Source organism: Actinomadura rubteroloni, assembly GCF_002911665.1.
Lineage (GTDB): Bacteria > Actinomycetota > Actinomycetes > Streptosporangiales > Streptosporangiaceae > Spirillospora > Spirillospora rubteroloni.
In genome coordinates this window covers 247,891-269,797 of record NZ_MTBP01000002.1, presented here as the reverse complement: position 1 = coordinate 269,797, position 21,907 = coordinate 247,891, and the positions used below count along the sequence as shown (strand labels likewise).

Here is a 21,907-nt window from a genome sequence, read left to right as displayed (position 1 = left end):
TGCGATCATGGCCGCCGTGTCCTACCGGCCGAGCCTGCTCGACGCGATCCGCGTCGGCGTCCTCGCGCTCGGCCTGGTCTTCGCGGCCACCGGGCTGCTGCCCGCCGCCGACGCCCGCGCCAGCCTGGACCGCATCGCCCCGATCCTGCTGTTCCTGGTCGGCGTGATCGTCCTCGCCGAGCTGACCAAGGAGGCGGGGGTCTTCGACCGCATCGCGGGCGCGCTGGCCCGCGCCGGACGCGGACGCTACCCCGCGCTGTTTTTGCTCTGCGTGGCGTTCGCGGCCGTCCTCACCGCGTTCCTCAACCTGGACACGACGGCCGTGCTGCTCACGCCCGTCATGCTCGCGCTCGCCGCCCGCGCCGGGATCGCCGCGCTGCCGCTCGCCATGACGACCGTGTGGCTCGCCAACACCGCGAGCCTCCTGCTCCCGGTGTCCAACCTGACGAACCTGCTCGCCGCCGACCGCGTCGCGCTGGAGACGCCCCGGTTCGCCGCGCGGATGTGGGCGCCGCAGCTCGCCGTCCTCGCGGTGACGATGGCGCTGCTGTGGGCCGTCTTCTGGCGGCGCCGGACGCGCGGCGCCGACCGCTACGACCCGCCGCCGCCCGCGCCCGTCGGCGACCGGGTCCTGTTCGGGGCGACGTCGCTGGCGTGCCTGCTGTTCGTCGGGGCGATCCTCGCGGGCGTCCACACCGGGTTCCAGCTCGGGATCGCCGCCGCCGTCGCCGCGATCATCGCCGTGGCCGCGTTCGCCGTCCGGGACCGGCGCGCGTTGCGGCCCGCGCTGATCCCCTGGCAGCTCCTCGTGTTCGTGACGGGCCTGTTCCTGGTCGTCCCGACGCTGGAGCGGTTCGGGCTGGACGACGCGATGGCCGCGCTCGTCGGCCGCGACGACGGCGCCGCGGGCGCGCTGCGGGCCGCGTTCTCCGGAGCGGGGCTGTCCAACGTCCTCAACAACCTGCCCGCGTACGTGGCGGGGGAGGCCGCCGTCCCGGCCGCCAACCACGACCAGCTCCTGTCGCTGCTCATCGGGACGAACGTCGGGCCGGTCATTGCGCCGTGGGGGTCGCTGGCCACGCTGCTGTGGTTCGAGTGGTGCCACCGGTTCGACGTCAAGGTGCCGATGGTCCGGTTCCTCCTGGCCGGGACGGCGCTCGCCGTGCTCGGCACCGCCGCCGCCACCTCCGCGCTTCTCCTGACCTAGAACCTTTTCACTGACCATTCGTGTCGATGTCACTACTCTCCGCTCGGTCATGCGTCATGCTCGGGCACGGTGTGCTCCCGCTGCGAAAGGCCTGATCCGTGATGAAGAGGTTCGCTGCCGGTGTCCTGGTGGTCGTCGTGGGCGGGGCGGCGCCCGCCGCGGCCGGCGGCCCGCCGTCCGCCCGGACCTTCGACGGCGCCGGCTCGGGCGAGCGGCCCGACGCCCGCCGGACCGTCACGTCCGCGCGGGCGGTCGTCGCGCCGCGCTACACGTCCGCGTCCCGGATCGCGGCCGGCGCGGTGCTGCGGACGTTCGAGACGTCCGGGTCCGCGGGGAAGGTCCGCGGCGTCCTGGTCGAGGTGAACCTCCGTGCGCGCCGGGTGAACCTCGGGCTGCTGCACCCGCCGTCGGTCGCCGCGCGGCGGACGGTCTCGGCGATGGCCGCGTCCGGGCGGGCCGTCGCCGGGGTCAACGGCGACTTCTTCGACATCACCACGACCGGCGCGTCCAACGGGCCCGAGATCGACGGCGGGCGCCCGCTCAAGGCCGCCGTCCCCGACGGGCAGCGGTTCGGGCCGCAGCCGCCGCCGTCCGCCACCACCGAGGACGTCATCGGGGTGGGCGCCGACCGCCGCGCGTACATCACGCGCCTGCACCTCACCGGGAGCGTCCGGTCCGGCGGCGTGAAGGTCGCGCTGCGCGGCCTCAACCAGTACGCGCTGCCCGTCGGCGGGGCGGGCGCGTTCACGTCCGCGTGGGGCGCGGCGTCGCGGCGGCGCGCGGTCTGCGGCACCGACAGCGATCGCGGCGGGCCGTGCTCGTCCGACACCGCCGAGGTCGCCGTGCGCGGCGGACGCGTCGTCACCGTCAAGACGAGCGTCGGCGGCGGCGCGATCCCGAAGGGCACCACCGTCCTCGTCGGACGCGACGGCGCCGCGCGGTCGCTGCGCAAGCTGCGCCCCGGCGCCCGTGTCAGCGTCGGCTACCGGCTCAGCGGGCCGCACAAGCTGCGGTTCGCCGTCGGCGGGTTCCCGATCCTGCGCGACGGGGAGCCGTCGGACGGGCTCGTTCCCGGCGGCGCGGCCCCGCGCACGGCGGCGGGCGTCAGCCGCGACGGCCGCCGCGTCTACCTCGTCGTCGTGGACGGACGGTCCGAGGACAGCGGCGGCCTCACCCTCGGCGAACTGTCCGCGCTGCTCGCCCGCACCGGCGCCGACGACGCCGTGAACCTCGACGGCGGCGGCTCGTCCGCGCTCGTCGCGCGGGCGCCCGGCGCTCGCGGCACGACCGTCCGCAACCACCCGTCCGACGGGTCCGAGCGCGCCGTCGCCAACGGCATCGGCGTGTTCACCCGCTGAGGCCCGCCAGCGCGGCCCGCGCCACCGCCCGCAGCGCCGCGCCCTCGCACGGCCGCCGCGCCACCCGGTGCGCGGCGGCGCCGAGCGGGCCGAGCGACAGGTTCGGCCGGCCGGGCCGCTCGGCGCCGAGCGCGATCGTCGCCGCGTCCGCGGCCACGACGCTCTCGTGGAACACCCCCGCGGGCAGCCGGTACACCGCGCCCGTCCCGAACCGCTCGGCCGTGCCCGCCGCGTGCCGGACGGTCCGGCCGGTGGGGCGCAGCTCGTCGCCGTCCGGGCCGCTGGTCACCTCGAACAGCCGGTGCGTCGGACGCCCGTCCGGCGCCAGCTCCGGCAGCCGGTTCCCCACCGCGCCGAACAGCACGTAGCTCACGAGCTCCCAGCTATGGCAGTGGATCGCGGACGTCGTGGGCGTCGCCGCTGGGAGCACCGATGTCCACAGGTGGAGGCACACGCCCTCGCCGCCGTCCCGCTCCACCGGCAGGCACACGAACCCGAGCGGATGATGGACGGCCGCGACGCCCGGACCCGCCGCCCGCTCCAGGATCTCGCGCGCCCACGCACGCAGCGTCCCGTGGCCGGGCGTCCCGGACAGGTGCGCGGCCAGCTCGTCCCGTTTCACGCGCCTCCTCCCGGGCCGGTCACGCGGGCGACGGCGCCCCCGGACGCAGCGCCTTGCGGACGACGTCGACCACGTCGCGATCGGTGTACGAACGCGGCACCGGCAGGTCCAGCACCTCGAACAGGCGGCGGATCTCGTCGATCGTCGGCTCGTCGCCGAGCGGCACCGTCCGCGCCCGCTCCAGCGGCACCCGCCGCGCCTGGTCCAGGCTCGTCTGCAGCTCCGCCGCGCACCAGCCGTAGTAGAACTTGCCGCTGTCCACCACGAGCACGTCGCTCGTCGGGTTGTCGCGGGTGACGATCACATGGGACGCCGACAGGTCGTAGCGCAGCGTCGTCATCGTCCGCGACAGGCCGAGGTCGATGTCGAGCATCGCGAACCGCTGCTTGTGCCAGCACGCCGCGAGGATCGTCGCCATGACCTCCTTGCGGACCCGCTCACCCGTCCACCGGCCGCCGACGTCGCCCGGACGCGGCTCGGGCAGCGACGCCTTGTGCCGCGCCAGCGTCTCGCACACCACGTCGTCGGACGGATCGACCAGCTCCACCCGGAACAGCAGCGTGCGGCGCTCGCGGCGAGCCTCGGCGACGCAGTCGGGGAGCGTCCGGTCCCGGAAGTAGGAACCGGTGCCGCCCTTGTAGAACCACCGGTCGGTGCGGCGCCGCGCGTCGGCCAGCACCTGGTCGACCTGGGCGCGGCTCACCACGCGGACGACGGACGTCTCGTCCAGCGCGCGGCGCGCCCCGTCCACCACGCCCTCGAACCGCTCGATCTGCTCCATCCGCCCGGCCAGCTCGCCGAGCGTCCGCGTCGAGTCCCGCAGGGAGTCGCGGACCTCCTCCTCCACCGGCCCCCGCCGCGCCCGGTCCCGCAGGACGGACGTGGCCATCAGCCCGACGACCGCCAGCACCGCGCTGTTGGTCACCTCGGACTCGTGCGGAATGTTCACCCCGAGCCCCAGCACCGCGACGACCACGGCGATCACGAGGGCGACGAAGGCATCGGCGTTCTTCCCGAGCCACACGGCGAATCGGGTCATGATTGGCGGCATCCCCGTCCTTGTCGGCGCGGACATCGTAACCACGGCCGGGGACACCGGCCACCGGCCGCGGACGGGCGGCGGCCCTTGCCACGGGGGCCCACCGGGGGCTATAGGGTCCTGACCATGCACGGGCGGGGGTTCGACGCACCGCCCCGGGCGGCAGCGTCGCCGCCGGGGCGCACGCCTGCCCGTGCCCGGATCCTCGCCGTCCTCGCCCCGTGCGCCCGCGCGCTGCGCTGGCCGACGGTCCGGTCGGCGGTCCTGGACATCGCGCTCGCCGTCGGGTTCGCCGTCGTGGACGGGCTGTTCCTCTACTTCGCCTACCGGCACTTCTGGCTGCCGCCCGTGGTCGTCGCGGCGTGCGGCGCGGTCGCGGCGCTGGCGATCGTCGTCCGGCGCCGGTTCCCGGTCACGCTCGCACTGTTCTCCCTGGTGTTCGGGACGGCCACCGGCGGCGCGGGCTTCGCCGTGCTCGTCATCCTGTACTCGCTCGGCGCGTACGCGCCGTCGCGGCGGACCGCCCTGGCCGTCACCGGGGCGGGCTACGCGGTGTCGCTGGTGTTCACCGGCCCCACGGACGCGGACGGGTCGTTCGTCGCGCAGGCCGGGTTCGGGCTGGCGTTCAGCGCGCTGCCGCTCGTCCTCGGCCTCTACATGGGGGCGCGCAAGCAGCTCCTCGCCTCGCTGCAGGAGCGCGCCGCGCGGCTGGAGCGCGAGCAGGGGCTGCTCGCCGAGCGCGCCCGCGCCGAGGAGCGGACGCGCATCGCCCGCGAGATGCACGACGTCGTCGCCAACCGCGTCAGCGTCATGGTCGTCCACGCCGGGGCGCTGCGCGCCATCGCCGGCCGCGACCCCGAGCGCGCCGCCGAGACGGCCGTGGTGATCGGCGAGATGGGCCGGCAGGCGCTCCAGGAACTGCGCCAGGTCGTCGGGGTGCTGCGGCAGGGCGAGGAGGCCATGTCGTCGGACGTGCCGGGCGTCTCGGAGGTCCGCGACCTGGTCGGGCAGTCCACCGCGACCGGGCTGCGGGTGGAGCTGGACGTCCACGGGGAGGAGCGGCCCATGCCGCCCGCCGTCGGACGGACGGTCTACCGCATCGTCCAGGAGGCGCTGACGAACGTCCACAAGCACGCCGGGGACGCCGCCACGTCCGTCGCGCTGCGGATCCTGCCCGAGGCCGTCGAGGTGGAGATCGTCAACGAGCCGCCGCGCGCCCGGCCCCAGCACGGCCTGCCGAGCGGCGGGAACGGCCTGGTCGGGCTCCGCGAGCGGGTCACCGCGCTCGGCGGGCGGTTCGCCGCCGGGCCCGGGGCGCGCGGCGGCTACGCCGTCACCGCCCGGCTGCCGCTTCCGGCGTCCTGACCTGCGGAAATAATCGGCCGATCGGGATTGTCGTACCTCTTGCATAGAGTGTGGTGAGCCGGTTGCCGGAACGTCCGGCGCGGCCCGCGCGGAAGGGTGGTCATGCGGCCTGTCACGGACCTGAAGCGCCGTGTGGCGCCCATCGAGGTCGTCACGGAGATGAAGCCCTCGGGCGACCAGCCCCAGGCGATCGAGAAGCTCGCGGCGCGCGTCCGGCGCGGCGAGAAGGACTCGGTGCTGCTCGGCGCCACCGGCACCGGCAAGACCGCCACGGTCGCCTGGCTCGCCGAGCAGGTGCAGCGGCCGATGCTGGTCATGCAGCCGAACAAGACGCTCGCGGCGCAGTTCGCCAACGAGCTGCGCGAGATGCTGCCCAACAACGCCGTCGAGTACTTCGTCTCGTACTACGACTACTACCAGCCCGAGGCGTACATCCCGCAGACCGACACCTACATCGAGAAGGACTCCTCGATCAACGACGAGGTGGACCGGCTGCGCCACTCGGCGACGAACTCGCTGCTCACCCGGCGGGACACGATCGTCGTCGCGTCGGTGTCGTGCATCTACGGCCTCGGCACGCCGCAGGAGTACGTGGACCGGATGGTCACGCTGCGGGTCGGGCAGGAGATCGAGCGCGACAAGCTGCTCCGCGACCTGGTCGCGATGCAGTACAGCCGCAACGACCTGGCGTTCACGCGCGGCACGTTCCGCGTCCGGGGCGACACGATCGAGATCATCCCGCAGTACGAGGAACTGGCCGTCCGGATCGAGATGTTCGGCGACGAGATCGAGAAGCTCGCCACCCTCCATCCGCTGACCGGCGAGGTGCTGTCGGAGGACGAGGAACTGTACGTCTTCCCGGCGTCGCACTATGTCGCCGGTCCCGAGCGGATGGAACGGGCGATCCGCGACATCGAGGCCGAGCTGACGGAGACGTTGGCCGTGATGGAGGCGCAGAACAAGCTGCTGGAGGCGCAGCGGCTCCGGATGCGCACCACCTACGACATCGAGATGATGCGGCAGGTCGGCACGTCGTCGGGCATCGAGAACTACTCGCGGCACATCGACGGCCGCGCGGCCGGGACGGCGCCGAACACGCTGCTGGACTACTTCCCCGAGGACTTCCTGCTCGTCATCGACGAGTCGCACCAGACCGTCCCGCAGATCGGCGCGATGTACGAGGGCGACGCGTCCCGCAAGCGGATGCTGGTCGAGCACGGCTTCCGGCTGCCGTCGGCGATGGACAACCGGCCGCTGAAGTGGGAGGAGTTCCTGGAGCGCATCGGGCAGACGATCTACCTGTCCGCGACGCCCGGGCCGTACGAGATGGGCCGGGTCCAGGGCGACGTGGTGGAGCAGGTCATCCGCCCGACGGGCCTGGTCGACCCGCAGATCGTCGTGAAGCCCACCAAGGGGCAGATCGACGACCTCGTCCACGAGATCCGCGAGCGCACCGAACGGGACGAGCGCGTCCTGGTCACCACGCTCACCAAGAAGATGGCCGAGGACCTCACCGACTACCTGCTCGAACTCGGCATCCAGGTCCGCTACCTGCACAGCGAGGTCGACACGCTGCGGCGGATCGAGCTGCTGCGCGAGCTGCGCTCGGGCGACTTCGACGTCCTCGTCGGGATCAACCTGCTGCGCGAGGGCCTCGACCTGCCCGAGGTGTCGCTGGTCGCGATCCTGGACGCCGACAAGGAGGGCTTCCTGCGGTCGGAGACGTCGCTGATCCAGACGATCGGCCGCGCGGCCCGGAACGTGTCCGGCCAGGTCCACATGTACGCCGACAAGATCACGCCGTCCATGCAGCGGGCGATCGAGGAGACCGACCGGCGCCGCGCCAAGCAGGAGGCCTACAACGCCGAGCACGGCATCGAGCCGCGGGCGCTGCGCAAGCGCATCGCCGACATTCTCGACTCCCTCGCCCGCGAGGACGCCGACACCGAGACGCTGATCGGCGGCGCGGGACGGCAGCAGAGCCGGGGGAAGGCGCCCGTCCCCGGGCTGGCGTCCCGCACCCGCGAGGCGGGCCGGCACGCCGCCGACCTCGTCGGCGAGCGCCCGCGCGCCGAACTGGAGTCGCTGATCCAGCAGATGACCGAGCAGATGCACCAGGCCGCCGCCGACCTGCAGTTCGAACTCGCCGCTCGTCTCCGCGACGAGATCAAGGAGCTGAAGCGCGAACTGCGCGAGATGAAGGAAGCGGGCGTGAGCTGATCCGGCGCCGGCCGGCCCGGCGATCGGAAACGGCGCACCGGCGTCGCTGATGGGCGCCGTCCGTGGCCTTGCCGCGTCGCCATTCCGTCCGGAGTTTCCGCAGTTCTTTCAACGGCCGTCCGCGCCGGTTCAGCGGGCCTCGGTAAGGCTGGGAAGGGTCGGGACGCGCTGCGCGCGACATTTCGATCCGTGTGACCAGAGGAGTCGGCTGGGATGACAGAGCGAACGATGCCCACGCAGGACGACGTGCTCGGGTACTTCGACACGTTGTCGAACTGGGGGCGGTGGGGCGACGACGACGAGCGCGGCACGCTGAACCACATCACCGACGAGGTCCGGCTGGCGGCGGCGCGGGCGGTGCGCCACGGCCGGAGCGTGTCGTGCGCCTGGGACGTCGCCGTGCCGGCCGAGATGGAGCGGTCGACGACGGCGTGCCCGTGCGCCGCCGACATGCCGGGCGCCGAGCACATGCCGTCGCCCACGTTCCCCAACGACCGGCGCTGGGGCTTCTCGTCCGAGCGGCTCGGGATGACCTTCCACGGCAATACCGTCACCCACGTCGACTCGCCGTGCCACATCTTCTGGGACGGCGCGATGTACAACGGGCGGTCGCACGCGCTGGTCGACCCCGCCACGGGATCGGGGTGGGCGGCCGTCACGGCGGCGGCGGACGGGATCGTCACGCGCGGCGTCCTGCTGGACGTCGCGAACGTTCGCGGTGTGCCGTGGCTGGAGCCGGGCGACGGCGTGTTCCCCGAGGATCTGGTGGAGGCCGAGCGCCGCCAGGGCGTGCGGGTGGGGCCCGGCGACGCGGTGCTCCTGCGGACCGGGTACGGCCGCCACCGGCACGAGAACGGCCCGAGCGGCGGCTTCACGCAGGCCGGCTGGCATGCGTCCTGCCTGCCGTGGCTGCACGAACGCCAGGTCGCGCTGATCGGCGCCGACACCCCGCAGGACGTTCAGCCGTCGGGGTACCGGGACGTGCTGATGCCGGTCCACGCGGTGGGCCTCGTCGCGATGGGCCTCTGGCTGCTGGACAACTGCGACCTGGAGGCGTGCGCGGCGACGGCCGCCGAACTCGGCCAGTGGGACTTCCAGCTCGCGGTCGCGCCGGTCCGCTTCGCCGGGACGTCCGGCAGCCCGGTCAACCCGATCGCCACCTTCTGACCGCCGGGCGCGTTCAGGGCTTCTGCCAGAGCAGGGAGTAGCGCCAGAGCAGGTGGCGGCGGAAACGGCTGCCGGGCAGGACGCGGCGCGACGTCCGGCGCACCTCCGACCAGGGCTCGCGCGGGTCGCGGACGGGCATCGCGGCGGCCGTCCGGGCGCCGCCGTGCAGGGCGTCCACGACCCGGACGGCCGGAAACTGCGCCGCGCCCAGTACCCAGTCCAGGGGGCTCGCGGTCCGGGCCAGGCCGATGATCGCCAGTCGGCCGCCCGGGGCCAGGAGTCCGGCCATCGCCCGCAGCGCCGACGGCAGGTCCAGGTGGTGCAGGACGGCCACGGCGCTGATGAAGTCGTAGGAACCGGGTGCGAAGAGGTCCGGGTCGGTCCCGGGGAAGTCCGTCTCGGCGAAGCGCGCGTGCGGGAGGTCGCCGCACCGCGCCCGCGCCGCCGCGATCATCTCCGGTGAGCGGTCGACGCCCGTCACGTCCCGCGCGCGGGCGGCGAGCTTGCGGATCAGTGTTCCGTCTCCGCAGCCGACGTCCAGCGCCCGCCCGCAGCCGTCCGGCACGAAGCCGACCACGAGCGGGTGGTAGTGGACGTTGTGGTTCCACGGCTCGTCCATCCGCCGGACTCTACCGGCGCGTCACCGTTTGAACAGGAACGCCAGGAACGCGATCGTCGTGAACGCCACGAGGATGTAGAAGAACACGTACATCATCAGCGCGACCGCCGCGAGCACGAGCACCGCGAACACGATGATCGACACGATCGTGATCACGGCCGTCCCGACGATCAGACCCGCGACGTTCGCGACCGCGCCCTGCGCGAGCGACCCGGCCGTCAGCCCGCCGGGCGATCCGGGGTCGGGCAGCGCCACCGACACGGCCGCGATCACGGCGAACAGCAGGAGCCCGTCCGGCGACGCGAAGAACTTCAGCACCTCCCACAACGCGGTCACCGGCCATTGGAGCGCCCAGGTGTTCAGGGCGTCGTGCAGCCACGGCGTCCGGATCGAGAACGGCCCCGCCGCGATGGCCGCCGAGTGGTCGTAGATCGCCTTCCACCCGAACAGCACGCCGAGGACGATCGCGTACACGATGAACCGCAGGGCGCGTCCCGGCGGCACCATCCCCGACACGATCAGCCCGCCCGCGACCAGCGGATACCCGATCATCACCGCCACGCCGAGCAGCAGCACCAGCAGGTACGCCGGATACAGGAACGTCGCCCCGATGACGTTCACCTCCAGCCCGATGCGCGGCAGCGCGTAACCGAACGCCAGGTTGTTGAACACGGGTATCCAGGCACCGACCGCCAGGACGGCGACGATCCCCCCGGCGGGCTGCGGGATCTGGACGCCGATCCAGACGAGCAGCACCGCGACCGCGATGAAGCACGCCACGAAGATCACCATCAGCCACAGCGGCCCCATGTGGGCGGAGTCGTTGCTCGTGCAGTCGGGGTTGTCCCCGAAGCAGTCGAACAGCGCCGACCGGTTCGCCCCGGCGTCGCCGCGTTTCCACCGGTGGTCCACCGACCGGTAGGCGACCGACACCTTCAGCACGGCGGACGTCGCGACGACCCGTCCCCGCGACGACAGCAGCACCGCCCGGAACTCGTCGTCGGAGTCGAGCCGGGTGAACAGCACGCGGAACGAGCCGTCCCGCGCGGTCGTGACGTTCGCGGCGGCCTCCCACTCGCCGCCGAACATGCCGGCCTCCCGCTCCAGCCGGACGTCCCGTCCGGACCCGGCGCCGGGGAACCGGCCGCTGACCGTGACGGGCTCGCGGTTGTTCGGGTGCGCGGGCGAGACGTGCAGGGACGGCCCGTCGCCGCGCGCCCCGGCCGGGGCCAGGACGAGCACGCTCAGCGTGACGAACAGCCCCGCGAGCAGCGCGAGGACGCGCGGCATGCCGGAACGAGGCACGCGGTCTCCTTCGTGAGGGCGGGCGGCGGGAGCGGCCGGCCGGGGGTCAGGCGGGGGGACGGTCGGTGAGGCCGAGCGGTTCCAGCCCGAGGGCGTGCTCCAGGTCGGCGGGGGAGTGGTCGCGCAGGTAGGCGGCGAACTTCGCCTTCACCTGGTCCATGTATCCGGCGGCGGTCCTCTCGGTGACGAACAGCCGCGCGGCGATGCTCCGGAACGACTCGCCGCGCGCCCGCCCGGCGAGGACCTGCCGTTCGCGCGGCGACAGGGACGGCAGGGCGCCGCGCCGTCCGGCCAGTTCGGCGAGCCCGGTCAGCGCCTGCGTGATGACGATCCGCCCGGCGGCGACGTCGGCGGCGGCACTCGCGAGCGCGTCCAGCGGCTCGGCCTTGTGGACGATCCCGCGCGCTCCCGCGTGCAGGCACGCGACGAGCACCGCCCGCCGCCGCTCCCCGGTGTAGACGAGGACGCGGAACCCGGCGCCCGCGACCGCCGCGACGGCGTCCGGGCCGCGCGGGCCCGGCCGGGCGCCCGTCCCGGCGAGCGCGAGGTCGAGGAGCACGACGTCGGCGGGCGGCGCGGCGGCGAGGAAGCCGGGGACGCCGGCGAACGCGGCAACCACGTCCAGCCCGGGGACGAGCCGCGCCAGCCCGTCCCGGATCAGCGTGTCGTCGTCGATCACGACGGCGCGGACGTTCACCGCAGGGCCCCGCGCAGCGTGACGCGCGTCCCGTCGCCGGGCGCGGGAGGCCGGGACGGCAGCGAGCGGACGTGGACGGTGACGCCGTGCGCGGCGAGCGCGGACCCGGCCGCCACGCCGAGCCCGAACCCGCGCGGCGCGGTGGCGGGGTCGAACCCGCGCCCGTCGTCGGCGACGGTGACCTCCCACTCGCCTTCGTCGGGGTCGGCGTCGGCGTGGACGACCACCGACGACGCGCCCGCGTGCAGCCGGACGTTCGCCAGCAGCGTCGCCACGGCTGCCCGGACGGCCCGCGCCGTCGCCGGGTCCAGGACGACGCCGTCGGCGAGGTCGGTGACGACCTCCAGCGGCAGGTCGGCGTACTCGCCCGCCGCCGCGCGCACCGCGCCGACGAGCGTGGCGCCGTCGGGGACGCGGTCGGGTTCGTCCAGGAAGGCGCGGACGCGGTTGGCGAGCGCCTCGGCCTGGGCGCGCAGCGGTCCGTCCAGCGCGGCCGGGACCGTTCCACCCGCGAGCAGCCGCAGGACGCCGACGTTGTCGTGCAGCAGGACGCGCTGCCGCTCCAGCTCGCGCAGCCGCGCCGTCTCGGCGGCGGCCCGCGCCGCCTCGGCCCGCGCCCGCTCGGCGTCGGCGGCGAGCCGCCGCAGGTAGCCGGTGAGAAGGCGGCCCAGCGCCGCGAACCCGGCGTACGCGACGGCGTTGCCGAGCACCGTCGAGCGATGGGCGGCGGGGACGTCCAGCGACGTGCCCAGATAGCACCCGGCGAGCAGCGCGACGACGAGCGCGGTCTCCCGCCGCCGGCCGAACGCGACGGCCGCGCCGACGGCCGTGCTCAGCGTGCAGGCGAACCCGAACGCGGTCCAGCTCCCGGTGCGGTCGGCGGCCGAGCTGAACGCGGGCTGCGCCAGTAGCACCAGGCAGGCCGCGCCGGTATCCGCCCAGGCCAGCGGACGGTTGCGGTACGAACCGGCGCGCAGCACGAGCACCGCGACCACCGCCGACTCGGCGAGATAACCGCCGAGCACGGCCGCGAACACCCCCGGCCGCGTCGCCTGAGCCTGTGCCTGCGGGAACGCGACGGCGAGCTGCGCCAGGTTGACCGCCCGGACGCCCACGACCACGGCGACCGCGCACCACTCGACCCCGGCGGGCGTGGTCGGCAGCGCGCCCTGCCCGTCCCACCACCGCCGCAGCACGGCCCGCCGCGTTCCGCCCGTTCCCATGACGACGCATCCTGTCCCACGCCGCGCCCCGGCCGCCACCCGGGAAATCCCGGTGGTCCCGCTTCGTCCGCCCGTCGCCATGCGGCGCACGACCCGCGCGACCGGCACCGCCGCGTCGCCCATGAAAGCGCTCACTGCTGGTCACTGTCGGTCGCGGGCCGTGCTCGCGCTCGGGGGCCGGGCCTCCCCGTCGGGCCCGGCCGTGGAGCGGTCCGTCGGCGGTGCGCCGGGCCCGTGGGCGGACGGCGGCGCGGACGGTCAGGTGTAGGCGCGGGCGCGCTCGATCACCGGGGCGTCGTCGGTGCAGGCGTAGACCGCGCCGCCGCCGGCCACGCGGCCGACCCGGACGGGCGGCGCGGGCCAGCGCTTGCCGCAGACCACGCAGGCCCTTCCGGCGCGCTGGGCGGACGTGAGTCCGGACGGGTCGAAGCAGATCTCGGTGGCGGTGGCGTCGATCGCGTCGTGGGGCGTCAAGGTCGATCCCTTCCGGGGCGGGGAGCGGCCGGGTCGGACGCCGAAGGGACCTACCGGCCTTCAGCGGCTATTCCCGGCTAGTCCGCATTCAACCATTTCGCCAGACTTTGTGCGTAGTGGCCAGCGAAAGAGCAATATTCTGCGAGGCGACGCGGGGAACTTTTCAGAACCGGACAACGTCTGCGTTCACGAGCGGGGGAGGGACGATGACGGGACCGGGCGACTGGGCGCACCGCGCCCGCGAGCGCTTCGGCGAACGGGCCGTGACCGCCGTCGTCCTGCTGGCGCTCGTCCTCGCGGCGATCGTGCCGCTGGCGGTGTTCCCCGCCGCGCGCTGCGCCGTGTTCGGCGCGGGCTGCCGGGCGCCGCTGGCGAGCGTCCACGGCGACGCGCCGCGCGCCCAGAAGGCCCTGGCGCCCGCCGTCGCGGCGGCGTCCGGCGGGTACGCGGCGCTCGGCGACTCCTACTCGGCGGGCGTCGGCGCGGAGACGACCGTCGCCGACCAGAACTCGCTGGCCCGCTGCCACCGGACGTCCAACGCCTACTACCACGCGGTGGCCGGCGCCTTCCGGTTCGCGAGCGCCGGGTTCTTCGCCTGCTCGGGCGCGACGGTGCGCGACGTCCTGCACGGACGGTTCGGCGAGCCCCCGCAGATCGACCGCGTCCACGCCGACACCACGCTCGTCACGCTGAGCGTCGGCGGCAACGACATCGGCTTCTCCAGGATCATCGCGGCCTGCGTCGTGAAGCTGCCGTGGAGCGGGAGCTGCACCGACCAGGGCGGTGACATCGCCAAGCGGATGGCGACGCTCCGCCAGACGCTTCCCGACCTGCTCGACCAGATCGCCCGCAGGGCGCCCCGCGCGCGGATCCTGATCATGGGCTACCCGCGCGCGTTCTCCGAGGTCAACGGCGCGGTGGGCGACAACATCAGCGTGTCCGAGCAGCAGTGGCTGAACGCCGAGACCCACGACCTGGACGCGCTGATCAAGCAGGCCGCCGCCGAGGCCGACGACCGGATCGACGCGGCGGACGGCGCGGGCAGCGTCGAGTACGTGGACGCCTACAGCGCCTTCGCGGGCCACGAGGCGGGCAGCGGCGACCCGTACATGAACGGCCTCGCGGTCAACCTCGCCGCGCTGGAGGCCGAGCCGCGCAGCTTCCACCCGACCGTCCGCGGGCAGCAGGCGCTCGGCGCCCTGTTCGTCGACCAGGTGAAGAAGGGCCCGGGACGGGCGCTGCACCAGTACGGCTGACGGTCAGGCCGGACGGAACAGAAGGTAGGCCTCGCCCTCGCCGGGGTGCTCGAACACGGCCGTGAGCGGCAGCCCCTCGCGCGGCGCGTCCACGCCGGTGAGCCGGGTGTAGAGCCACGGCCCCTCGGCCAGCTCGACCAGCGCGAGCAGCGCGGGCGGCGGGACGGTCCCGTCGGCGGCCGGACGCCCGTGGACGGTCGTCCAGGTCACGAGCGTGCCGGCGCCCGAGGCGTCCGCCCAGCCGGTCTCCTCGATGCCGCAGCCGGGGCAGCACGCGGCGTCCGGCGCGAGCCAGCGGTCGCACGCCGCGCAGTGCCGGACGGCGAGCCGGCCGGCGGCGGCGCCGTCGAAGAACGGGTCGGTGCGGCCGTCGCGGCGGAGCACGCCGATCTCCAGCGGCATCGGTCAGGCCCCCTTCGGGTGCGGGCTGAGGATCAGCGTCGAGTGGTGGTCGAGGATGCCGCCGTTCCCGCTGACGAGAAGGACGTCGTTCGCGGGCGCCTGCCGTTCCCCGCCGTCGCCCCGCGCCTGGATCACGGCCTCCGACAGCGGCGTCATGCCCCACATGTAGTACCCGGAGAGCTGCCCGCCGCCGGTGTTGGTGGGCAGGGACCCGCCGGGCGCGAGCGCGCCGGACGCGGCGAACGCCCCGCCCTCGCCCTTCGCGCAGAACCCGTAGTCCTCAAGAGAGACCAGGACGGTGTAGGTGTAGCAGTCGTACAACTGGCAGACGTCCACGTCGTCCACGGTGACGCCGGCCATCTTCATGGCGATCGGCCCGGAGACGGCGGCGCCGGTGGTGAGCCCGAACCCGCTGCCGCGCTCGCGCGGGTGCCCGGGATGCCCCTGCCCCCAGCCCCACAGGTGGACGGGCGGACGCGCGAGCGAGGCGGCCCGGTCGGCGCCCGTCACGATGACGGCGATCGCCCCGTTGGACACCAGGCAGCAGTCGAGCAGGTGCAGCGGCTCGGCGACCCACCGCGACGCCTGGTGGTCGGCGAGCGTGATCGGTTCGCGCATCTGGGCGAGCGGGTTGCGCGCGGCCCACTGCCGGGTGCCGACGGCGATGGCGCCGAGCTGCTCGCTCGTCGTCCCGTACCGGGCCATGTGGCGCTGCGCGGCGAGCGCGTAGTAGGCGTTGACGCTGCGCAGCCCGAGTGCGGCGGTCATCCCGCCGAATCCGTACCACTCGCGCGCGTCGCGCTGGTAGGCCGACCCGGACGACTGCTGCGGCTGCAAAGGAGCGTCCGCGAACACGCAGGCGACCGTCGTAGCGGCACCGCTGAGGACGGACATCGCCGCATACGACACCATCGCCCCGGCCGTCGCGCCGAAGGAGTCCATCTTGGTGAGCAGGCGCAGGTCGCGCAGCCCGAGCGTCTCGGCCAGCTCGATGCCGGGGGAGCCGCCGAGGCCGTGGCTGACGATGAGCCCGTCCAGGTCGGCGAGGTCCAGCCCGGCGTCGGCGGCGGCGAGCCGGACGGCGTCGGCGGCGAGGCGGCGGGGGCTGCGCCCGTAGACTTTGCCCAGCTCGGTCATGCCGAGTCCGGCGATGGCGGCGTTCACGACCTTCCTCCCTTTCCGTCGGTCGCCGCCACCGTACCGAATCCAGTTCGGCCGAGGTCCGGCGGCCCGTCAGGTCGCGAGGACGGCCTGGAGGAAGTCCCGCGTCCGCTGTTCCGTGGGAGCGTTGAAGATCTGGTCCGGCGGCCCCTGCTCCACGATCTGCCCCTGGTCGAACATCAGGACGCGGTCGGAGATGTCGCGTGCGAACCGCATCTCGTGGGTGACGCACAGCAGCGTCAGGTCGGACTCGCGCGCGATGTCGCGCAGGAGGTCCTGCACGCCGACGACCAGCTCGGGGTCCAGCGCGGACGTGACCTCGTCCAGCAGCAGCACCTTCGGCTGCATCGCAAGGGCCCGCGCGATCGCGACGCGCTGCTGCTGGCCGCCCGACAGCCGGGTCGGGTGCGCGTCGGCCTTGTCGGCGAGCCCGACCAGGTCCAGCAGCGACTTCGCCCGCTCGACGGCCTCGTCCCGCGACAGGCCGAGCACCCGCACCGGCGCCTCGGTGAGGTTGCGCAGGACGCTCATGTTCGGGAACAGGTTGAACTGCTGGAACACCATCCCGACCTGCTTGCGCATCTCGTGCAGATGCCGCTGGTTGGCCGCGACGCGCTTCCCGCCCCGCTCCATGTGCCAGAGCGTGTCGTCGCCGATCCAGATGAGGCCGCCGTCGGGCCGCTCCAGCGTCATGAGCAGGCGCAGGATCGTCGTCTTGCCGGACCCGGACGGCCCGATGAGCGTCACCCGCTCGCCGGGCGCGACCGCGAAGTCCAGCTCGCGGAGCACGGCGTTGGCGCCGAAGCGCTTCACGACCTTCTCGAACTTCAGGCCGGGCGCGTGCCCGGTGGGCAGCGCCTTCTCCGGCGGTTCCGGCGCGGTCTTCTCAGTCGGTGGCATGGCTGCGCCTCTCCAGGCGGCGGACGAGGACGGACGACACGACGCTGACGAGCACGAACAGGACGCCGACCAGCGTGATCGGCTCCAGGAACCTCAGCGTGTGCGTCCCGGTGGTGTACGCGGTGTTCAGCAGCTCGGCGACGTTGATGCCGAGCAGGAGCGGGGAGTCCTTGAACATCGCGATCAGGTAGTTGCCGAGGGTCGGCAGGACGCGGCGGATCGCCTGCGGCAGGATCACGTCCAGCCAGGTGCGCGACCGGGGGAGGTTCAGCGCGACGGCCGCCTCCCACTGCCCGCGCGGGACGTCGTCGATCCCGCCCCGGTACACCTCGGCGGTGTAGGTGGAGTAGTGCAGGCCGAGCCCGATGACGCCGGCGGTGAGCGGGCCGAGCGTGATGCCCCAGGTCGGCAGCACGTAATAGAGGAAGAAGAGCTGCACGAGCAGCGGCGTGCTGCGGATGAACTCGGTGACCCACCGGACGGTCTGGTTGACGACCGCGCTCGGCGTGCGGCGCAGGAGCGTCCACACGAGCCCTAGCAGGACGGCGATGACGTAGCCGAGCAGCGTCGCGGTGACGGTGACGCGCAGCCCGTCCAGCAGGTCGGGCAGGATGTCGCCGGTGTAGTGCCAGTCCCACTCCATCAGCCCGTCGCCTCCGCCCGGCGGCCCAGCATCCGGTCCACGCGCCGCTCGGCGAGCCGGACGAGCGACTGGAGCGCCTGCGCGATCACGAAGTAGATCAGCAGGATCGCCACGTACGTCCACAGCGTCTCGCCGGTGGCGTTCTGGATCTGCTTGGCGCGGAAGGTCAGGTCGCCGATCGTGATGAGCGAGACCACGGCCGAGCCCTTCATCAGCTCGATGACGAGGTTGCCGAACGGCGGCAGCATCAGCGCGACGGCCTGCGGCAGGATCACCCGCCGCATCCGCTGCGCCGGCGTGAAGTTGAGCGCGACCGTGGCTTCGTACTGTTCCTTCGGGACGGCCCGGACGGCGCCGCGCACGACCTCCGCGCCGTACGCGCCGATGTTGAGGCCGAGCGACAGGACGGCCGCGGCCATCGGCGTGAACCGGAACCCGACCAGCGGCAGCGCGTAGAAGAACCAGTACATGAGCACGAGCGTCGCCATGCCGCGGAAGAACTCCACGTACACGCGGCCCACCGCGCGGACCCACGCGCTGCGGGCCGTGCCCGCCAGCCCGAAGACCAGCGCGAGGACAAGCGCGAGGACGCTCCCGTACACGGTGAGCTGGACGGTGGTCCACGCGCCCTTGAGGAGCTGCGGATAGGCGTCCAGGACGTCGGACACGGCGGATCAGCCCGCGCAGAACTTGGCGGCGGTGTCGCCGGCCGTCGGCATCTCGGCCCGCGTGAACCCGAACGGCTGGAGGATCGGCAGCAGCCGGTTCGCCGACTTCAGCTCCGCGAGCTTGCCGTTGAACGCCTTGACCAGGTCGGCGTCGGCCGGACGGAACGCGAACGCGCCCGCCCCGAACTGCTCCTTGCCGCCGATGACCGGGCCGAACGGCGCGGTGACCTCGAACGGCTCGCCCTTGTGCTTGGACAGGACGTCGGCGAGCGAGATCCGGGTGAGCCAGACGCAGTCGACCCGTCCGGCCTTCAGGCCCTCATAGGCGCTCGCCTGGTCGGTGAACGTCTTGATGTCGCCCTTCTTCACGCCGAGCTTGGCGGCGTAGTCGGCCTCGACCGCGCCGGTCAGCACGCCGACCTTCACGCCCTTCTTCCCAGGGTCGGTGGCCTGGAGGAGCCCCTTCGGGTTGCCCTTCGGGACGAGGAACGCGCTCTTGGCGACGTACTCGGGGTCGGCGAACGCGACCTCCTTGCAGCGGTCGGGCGTGACGAACATCCCGGCGGCGATGGCGTCGAAGCGCTTGGCCTTCAGCCCGCCGATGAGGCCGCCGAAGTCCACCTGGACGCCCTCGACCTTCTTGATCCCGAGTTCCCCGAAGACCACCCGGGCGAGTTCGGGAGCCTCGCCGGTGAGCTTGCCGGACGTGTCGGTGTAGCCGTAGGGGGCCTCGTTGGCGAACCCGACGCGGATCGCGCCGTCCTTCCTGGCCCGCTCCAGCGTGCCGCCGCCGGACCGCTCCTGCTCGGGGTCGGTGGTCGAGCAGCCCGCCGCGGCGAGGGGCGCGGCCGCGCCGAGCAGCGCGGCGGTGCGCAGAAAATCGCGTCGTGAGGACGTCATCGTCGATCTCCTTGAGGGGGTGGGTTCCGCGCCCGCCGTCGGCGGCGGGGGTCCCGGCGGGCGCGGAGTCGGGGGTCGGACGCGGGTTACACGACCGGGGTGAAGTCGCGGGCGCCGATGAACTCCGGACGCGGGCCGGGCGCCGAGAACGGCTCGGCGCAGGCGTTGTCCACGCTGTTGAACACGATGAACACGTTGGACCGGGGGAACGGCGTGATGTTCCCGTTGGACCCGTGCATGCAGTTGCAGTCGAACATCGTCGCCGAGCCCGCCGGGCCGGTGAACAGCTCGATGCCGTGCTTGTCGGCGAGGATCGACAGGCTGTTGGGGTCGGGCGTGCCGATCTCCTGGCCGACCAGCGACTCCTTGTAGTGGTCCGCGGGGGTCGCGCCGACGCAGGACACGAACGTCCGGTGCGAGCCCGGCATGATCATCAGGCCGCCGTTGTGGACGAAGTTCTCCGTCAGCGCGATGGAGATGCTCACCGCGCGCATCCGGGGCATGCCGTCCTCGGCGTGCCAGGTCTCGAAGTCCGAGTGCCAGTAGAAGTCCTTGCCGGTGAACCCGGGCTTGTAGTTCACGCGGCTCTGGTGGACGTAGACGTCCGAGCCGAGGATCTGCCGGGCGCGGCCGACGACGCGCGGGTCGCGGACCAGTGCGCCGAACACCTCGCTGATCTTGTGGACCTCGAAGATCGACCGGACCTCGCGGGTGCCGCGCTCGGTGACCGTCCGGTCGTCGGCCAGCAGCCGCGGGTCGGACGCGAGACGGCGCAGCTCGGCGCGGTAGGTCTCGACCTCGTCGGGCGCCAGCAGCTCGTCCACGGTCAGGTAGCCGTTGGCGTCGTAGGAGCGCAGCGTGGTCTCGTCGAGCGGGCCGTCCTCGGGACGGCCGTACACGACGGGGTCCTGCCGGTACAGCAGCGCCGCCTCGCCGGACTTGCGGGTCGGGTAGGTGTCGTCGATCGACGGATGGGACTCGATGACGCTCACGCGTCCTCCTCGGTCAGCAGGGGGTAGGCCCCGTTCTCGTCGTGCGTCTCGCGGCCCGTGACGGGCGGGTTGAACACGCAGACGGTGCGGACATCGGTGATGGCGTGGAGTTCGTGGTGGTCGTGCTCGTTGAGCAGGTACATGACGCCCGGCTCGATGCGGTGCGTCTCGCCGGTCTCCTCGTCGAGCAGCTCGCCCTCGCCCTCGACGCAGTACACGGCCTCGATGTGGTTCGCGTACCACATCCGCGTCCGGGTGCCCGCGTAGAGGATCGTCTCGTGCAGCGAGAAGCCGACCCGGTCGCCGGCGAGGACGAAGCGGCGGCTGCACCAGGTCTCGGCCTGGACGTCGCGGTCGGTGCCGATGATGTCCTTCAAGGAACGGACGATCACGGTGGCGTTCTCCTTTCGGGGGTGGGTCAGACGGTCACCGCGTCGCGGACCGCGCTCACGGACGCGGCGATGATCTCCAGGCCGCGCGACAGGTCCGCCTCGGACGTGGTCAGCGGCGGCAGCAGCTTCACGACCTCGCCCTCGGGCCCGGAGGTCTCCATGAGCAGGCCGCGGTCGAACGCCTCGGCGCAGACGCGCGGCGCCAGCTCGGGGTCCCGCATGACGAGGCCCCACGCGAGGCCCCGGCCGCGCACGGTCTCGACGGCGCCGGCGTTGAGGAGCGCGATCTCGTCCAGGCCCCGCTCGACCAACTGGCCCTTGGCGAGGGTCTGCTTCTCCATGTCCTGGTCCGTCCAGTACTCCTCCAGCGCGCCGACGGCCGTGACGAACGCGGGGTTGAAGCCGCGGAACGTGCCGTTGTGCTCGCCGGGCTCCCAGACGTCGAGGTCGCGGCGCATCAGCGTGATCGCGAACGGGAGGCCGTAGCCGGACAGGGACTTGGACAGGCACACGATGTCCGGGACGATCCCGGCCTCCTCGAACGAGAAGAACGCGCCCGTCCGGCCGCAGCCCATCTGGACGTCGTCCACGATGAGGAGGATGTCGTGGCGGCGGCACAGGTCGGAGAGCCCGCGCAGCCACTCGGCGGTCGCGGCGTTGATGCCGCCCTCGCCCTGGACGGTCTCGACGATGACGGCGGCGGGCTTGTCCAGGCCGCTGCCGCTGTCGTCCAGCATCGTCTCGAACAGCAGGAAGTCGGGCGTGCGGCCGTCGAGGTAGTTGTCGTAGGGCATCGCGACGCCGTGGCCGAGCGGGACGCCCGCGCCGGTGCGCTTCATCGAGTTGCCCGTGACGGCGAGCGCGCCGAGCGTCATGCCGTGGAAGGCGTTGGTGAAGCTGACGACCGTCTCGCGCCCGGTGTACTTGCGGGCCAGCTTCAGCGCCGCCTCCACCGAGTGGTTGCCCGCCGGGCCCGGGAACTGGACCTTGTAGTCCAGCCCGCGCGGCTTGAGGACGATCTCCTCGAAGCGCTCCAGGAAGGTGCGTTTGGCGGCCGTGTACATGTCGAGGCTGTGGACGATCGAGTCCGCCGCGAGGTAGTCGATCAGGCGCTTTTTCAGCAGCGGGTTGTTGTGGCCGTAGTTGAGCGTGCCGGCCCCGGCGAAGAAGTCGAGGTAGGTGCGGCCGTCCTCGGCCGTCATGTGGCTGCCGCGCGCCGTCGTGAACACGGCGGGCCAGCCGCGGCAGTAGCCGCGGACCTCGGACTCCAGGCGGGCGAAGACGTCGTTCATTGCTG

Annotated in this window: 22 protein-coding genes; 6 read left to right on the top strand and 16 right to left on the bottom strand. The window is 73.2% G+C overall.

Going from position 1 to position 21,907, the window contains the following annotated elements:
- Positions 1-7 precede the first annotated feature (7 nt).
- Positions 8-1,207 carry an ArsB/NhaD family transporter gene (locus tag BTM25_RS12635; protein WP_103563102.1) on the top strand — a complete coding sequence of 400 codons (1,200 nt, stop codon included), beginning with the start codon at positions 8-10 and terminating at the stop codon, positions 1,205-1,207.
- 101 nt (positions 1,208-1,308) lie between these two features.
- A complete protein-coding gene (locus tag BTM25_RS12630) occupies positions 1,309-2,565 on the top strand; it encodes a phosphodiester glycosidase family protein (RefSeq protein ID WP_103563101.1) in 1,257 nt (418 codons plus the stop codon).
- Here BTM25_RS12630 and BTM25_RS12625 read toward each other — a convergent pair.
- Complete coding sequence (locus BTM25_RS12625) at positions 2,555-3,187, bottom strand: hypothetical protein (RefSeq protein ID WP_235828384.1); 633 nt, start codon at positions 3,185-3,187, stop codon at positions 2,555-2,557. The two genes, BTM25_RS12630 and BTM25_RS12625, sit on opposite strands and share 11 nt — an antisense overlap.
- Before the next feature lie 19 nt (positions 3,188-3,206).
- A complete protein-coding gene (locus tag BTM25_RS12620; RefSeq protein ID WP_103563100.1) occupies positions 3,207-4,226 on the bottom strand; it encodes a hypothetical protein in 1,020 nt (339 codons plus the stop codon).
- Between the two features lie 126 nt (positions 4,227-4,352).
- Between BTM25_RS12620 and BTM25_RS12615 the strand changes: the two genes are divergently transcribed.
- The 3 genes from BTM25_RS12615 (at position 4,353) to BTM25_RS12605 (ending at position 8,978) form a co-directional block, all read left to right on the top strand.
- Complete coding sequence (locus BTM25_RS12615) at positions 4,353-5,591, top strand: sensor histidine kinase (RefSeq protein WP_103563099.1); 1,239 nt, start codon at positions 4,353-4,355, stop codon at positions 5,589-5,591.
- A gap of 102 nt (positions 5,592-5,693) precedes the next feature.
- On the top strand, positions 5,694-7,811 hold the full coding sequence (gene uvrB / locus BTM25_RS12610) for an excinuclease ABC subunit UvrB (protein ID WP_103563098.1): 2,118 nt from the start codon (positions 5,694-5,696) through the stop codon (positions 7,809-7,811).
- Between the two features lie 213 nt (positions 7,812-8,024).
- Positions 8,025-8,978, top strand: coding sequence for a cyclase family protein (locus tag BTM25_RS12605; RefSeq protein WP_235828383.1), 954 nt, complete (start codon positions 8,025-8,027; stop codon positions 8,976-8,978).
- 13 nt (positions 8,979-8,991) lie between these two features.
- Here the strand turns inward: BTM25_RS12605 and BTM25_RS12600 are convergent, their stop codons facing one another.
- The 5 genes from BTM25_RS12600 to BTM25_RS12580 all read right to left on the bottom strand — a co-directional run bounded on the left by BTM25_RS12600 (position 8,992) and on the right by BTM25_RS12580 (position 13,296).
- A complete protein-coding gene (locus BTM25_RS12600; RefSeq protein ID WP_103563096.1) occupies positions 8,992-9,597 on the bottom strand; it encodes a class I SAM-dependent methyltransferase in 606 nt (201 codons plus the stop codon).
- 21 nt (positions 9,598-9,618) lie between these two features.
- A complete protein-coding gene (locus tag BTM25_RS12595; RefSeq protein ID WP_146059051.1) occupies positions 9,619-10,902 on the bottom strand; it encodes a hypothetical protein in 1,284 nt (427 codons plus the stop codon).
- Positions 10,903-10,948: 46 nt separating this feature from the next.
- Complete coding sequence (locus BTM25_RS12590) at positions 10,949-11,599, bottom strand: LuxR C-terminal-related transcriptional regulator (RefSeq protein WP_205648101.1); 651 nt, start codon at positions 11,597-11,599, stop codon at positions 10,949-10,951.
- A complete protein-coding gene (locus tag BTM25_RS12585) occupies positions 11,596-12,822 on the bottom strand; it encodes an ATP-binding protein (RefSeq protein ID WP_103563094.1) in 1,227 nt (408 codons plus the stop codon). Before BTM25_RS12585 ends, BTM25_RS12590 begins: the two co-directional genes overlap by 4 nt.
- 258 nt (positions 12,823-13,080) lie before the next feature.
- Positions 13,081-13,296: a hypothetical protein gene (locus BTM25_RS12580; protein ID WP_235828382.1), complete on the bottom strand. Its 216-nt coding sequence runs from the start codon at positions 13,294-13,296 to the stop codon at positions 13,081-13,083.
- A 206-nt stretch (positions 13,297-13,502) separates the two neighbouring features.
- Between BTM25_RS12580 and BTM25_RS12575 the strand changes: the two genes are divergently transcribed.
- A complete protein-coding gene (locus BTM25_RS12575) occupies positions 13,503-14,552 on the top strand; it encodes an SGNH/GDSL hydrolase family protein (protein ID WP_103563093.1) in 1,050 nt (349 codons plus the stop codon).
- A gap of 3 nt (positions 14,553-14,555) precedes the next feature.
- On the opposite strand, the gene BTM25_RS12570 is transcribed toward BTM25_RS12575, so the two are convergent.
- The 9 genes from BTM25_RS12570 to ectB form a co-directional block, all read right to left on the bottom strand.
- Entirely contained in the window at positions 14,556-14,954 is a 399-nt protein-coding gene (locus tag BTM25_RS12570) for a Zn-ribbon domain-containing OB-fold protein (RefSeq protein ID WP_103563092.1), read from the bottom strand.
- A gap of 3 nt (positions 14,955-14,957) precedes the next feature.
- Positions 14,958-16,118, bottom strand: a complete 1,161-nt coding sequence (locus tag BTM25_RS12565) for a thiolase family protein (RefSeq protein ID WP_205648100.1) — start codon at positions 16,116-16,118, stop codon at positions 14,958-14,960.
- Between the two features lie 69 nt (positions 16,119-16,187).
- The gene (ehuA, locus tag BTM25_RS12560) at positions 16,188-17,015 is read right to left on the bottom strand and encodes an ectoine/hydroxyectoine ABC transporter ATP-binding protein EhuA (RefSeq protein WP_103563091.1); all 828 of its coding nucleotides are present in this window, start codon (positions 17,013-17,015) and stop codon (positions 16,188-16,190) included.
- Positions 17,002-17,658 (bottom strand): ectoine/hydroxyectoine ABC transporter permease subunit EhuD, encoded by a 657-nt coding sequence (gene ehuD, locus BTM25_RS12555; RefSeq protein ID WP_205648099.1) that lies wholly within the window; start codon positions 17,656-17,658, stop codon positions 17,002-17,004. The genes ehuA and ehuD overlap by 14 nt, the downstream gene beginning before the upstream one ends.
- The gene (gene ehuC / locus BTM25_RS12550; protein ID WP_103563090.1) at positions 17,658-18,326 is read right to left on the bottom strand and encodes an ectoine/hydroxyectoine ABC transporter permease subunit EhuC; all 669 of its coding nucleotides are present in this window, start codon (positions 18,324-18,326) and stop codon (positions 17,658-17,660) included. Before ehuC ends, ehuD begins: the two co-directional genes overlap by 1 nt.
- Before the next feature lie 6 nt (positions 18,327-18,332).
- Positions 18,333-19,226, bottom strand: coding sequence for an ectoine/hydroxyectoine ABC transporter substrate-binding protein EhuB (ehuB, locus tag BTM25_RS12545; protein WP_103563089.1), 894 nt, complete (start codon positions 19,224-19,226; stop codon positions 18,333-18,335).
- 86 nt (positions 19,227-19,312) lie between these two features.
- Entirely contained in the window at positions 19,313-20,218 is a 906-nt protein-coding gene (gene thpD, locus BTM25_RS12540) for an ectoine hydroxylase (RefSeq protein ID WP_103563088.1), read from the bottom strand.
- Positions 20,215-20,610 (bottom strand): ectoine synthase, encoded by a 396-nt coding sequence (locus BTM25_RS12535; RefSeq protein WP_103563087.1) that lies wholly within the window; start codon positions 20,608-20,610, stop codon positions 20,215-20,217. The genes thpD and BTM25_RS12535 overlap by 4 nt, the downstream gene beginning before the upstream one ends.
- 26 nt (positions 20,611-20,636) lie before the next feature.
- Positions 20,637-21,902 carry a diaminobutyrate--2-oxoglutarate transaminase gene (gene ectB, locus BTM25_RS12530; protein WP_103563086.1) on the bottom strand — a complete coding sequence of 422 codons (1,266 nt, stop codon included), beginning with the start codon at positions 21,900-21,902 and terminating at the stop codon, positions 20,637-20,639.
- Positions 21,903-21,907 lie beyond the last annotated feature (5 nt).